Source organism: Actinomycetota bacterium (genome assembly GCA_036280995.1).
GTDB lineage: Bacteria > Actinomycetota > CALGFH01 > CALGFH01 > CALGFH01 > CALGFH01.
Genome location: DASUPQ010000800.1, coordinates 1 through 2,039, shown reverse-complemented (window position 1 = coordinate 2,039; position 2,039 = coordinate 1). Strand labels below are relative to the sequence as shown.

At 72.0% G+C, this 2,039-nt stretch carries 2 protein-coding genes; both read left to right on the top strand.

The window, feature by feature from the left end:
- A partial coding sequence (locus VF468_26775; protein HEX5881894.1) for a hypothetical protein occupies nt 1-308 on the top strand: 308 nt, incomplete at its 5' end.
- A 559-nt stretch (nt 309-867) separates the two neighbouring features.
- The gene (locus tag VF468_26770) at nt 868-1,977 is read left to right on the top strand and encodes a hemolysin family protein (protein HEX5881893.1); all 1,110 of its coding nucleotides are present in this window, start codon (nt 868-870) and stop codon (nt 1,975-1,977) included.
- The last annotated feature ends 62 nt before the right edge of the window (nt 1,978-2,039 follow it).

Here is a 2,039-nt window from a genome sequence, read left to right as displayed (position 1 = left end):
GGGCCGATGTCACCACCGAGGCGCAGAAGGTGCTGGAGCAGGCTCGGGAGGTGGCCGAGCAGATCCGCGCCGAGGTGGAGCAGGAGCGGGCGGCGGTGGTGGAGGAGACCGATCAGGTGCGCGCGTTCCGCGATGGGCTGTTGGACGACCTGGGTCGGGTGCACGGCGAGATCAGCGGACTGCTGGAGCGGACCCGCATGCAGCGGGACCAGGCACTGCCTGCCGATGGCACCGCTGATCCCAAGGCCACACAGAATGGCAAAACTAAGAAGCCGACCGAGCCCACCAAGGTCGCCGAGGACAACTAGCGGACCACCATCCGCCAGCCAAAGCGAAGCGAGGCACTCGCTCCGGTGGACTTGGCCAGTTGTGCCGTCTTCGCCGATCGGCGCTGCCTCCCGGGGCGGTGAGCAGGCGGGGTGCCTGCTAGTCCCCAAAAGAGGCGCAGCGATGGGGTCCCAGGCCGGTCAAGTACGGCCGGCAGCGCCGCGAGTGTAACTGGTCTGGGGGGCGGCCGCGGCGGTAAGGCCGGGCTTGAGGGGGCTGGGGTGGCGCTACGCTGGAGGGACCGGCGGGCACGACCACGGTGACCGACCCGGTCTGGCGGTTGGCCAGGCGGCCCCGCCTGCCTCGACGGCCGTCGCCTAGCGTCTCGGGCACAGCTCAGCAGTTGTTTTCGGAGATGACTGCAGATCTTCGCCGACGCCGCACGGCTGGTATTACCGGAGGGCGTCCGCGGCGGCTACTACCGGCCGTCCGACCAGGGCCGCGAGGCCGAGCTGGCCGAGGCGTGGCGGCGGCGCGGGCAGCCGGCCGACCCCCTGGCCGACGGTGTGACGGGGCCGTCCACCGGGTAGCCCGGTCCCGATGGTCGTTCAGCTTGCCCTCATCGTCGTCCTGATCGCCGGCAACTTCTTCTTCGTGGCGGCCGAGTTCTCCATCACCCGGATCCGCCCCACCGAGGTCGCCGAGCTGGAGGCCGACGGGGTCGGCGGCGCCCGGTCCCTGCGCCACGCCGTCGAGCACATCGACGCCTACCTCTCGGCCTGCCAGTTCGGCATCACGCTGTGCAGCATCGGCCTCGGCCTGGCCGGCGAGCCCGCCGTCGCCAAGCTCCTCGGGCCGGTGCTGGAGCCGCTCGGCGGGTTCGCGGGCGTCGGCTCGGCCGCGATCTCGTTCGCGATCGCCTACGCCCTGGTGTCGGTCCTGCACGTGGTCGTCGGTGAGCTCGCCCCAAAGAGCCTGGCCATCGCCCGCACCCGCCCGACCGGGCTGGCCTTCGCCCCCCCGATGCGGCTGTTCTACATCGCCACCAAGCCGATCGTGGACCTGCTCAACTGGCTCGGGAACCTGGTCCTGCGGCCCTTCGGCATCCCGCCGGCCAGCGAGGCCGGCCACGCCCCCCACAGCGAGGACGAGCTGCGCCAGCTGGTCCGCCAGAGCCGCCAGGAGGGCATGATCGCCCCCGCCGAGCACGAGGTCACCGAGCATGTGTTCACCTTCGGCGACCGACGGGCCCGGGAGGCGATGGTGCCCGAGCCGCAGGTGGAGCTGCTCACCGTCGACCAGAGCGTCGCCGAGGCCATCGACCAGGTCAACGGGGCCAACCGCAGCCACACCCGGTTCCCGCTGTGCGAGGCCGACGGCGGCCTCGACACCGCCCTGGGGGTCGTCCACGCCAAGGACCTGCTGGGTGCCTCCGGCCGGGACGGCGAGGCCAGCCTCCGCGACCTGGCCCGGCCGCTGCGCCGGGTCCCCGACGGCGTTGTGCTCGACGAGCTGCTGGAGTCGCTGCGCCGCGACCGCCAGCACCTGGCCTTGGTGGTCGACGAGCACGACAAGGCGGTCGGGATCATCACCCTGGAGGACGTGCTCGAGGAGATCGTCGGCGAGATCGAGGACGAGTTCGACTCCGAGACCGACCAGATCCGGGTGGGCGAACCGGGCGCCCACGCCGACGGCGAGGAGACGGGATGAGGGCCATCCCGGCGGGTCGGCCGTGGCCCGGAACTCATGCCCGGGTGGCTACGTCTCCCCAC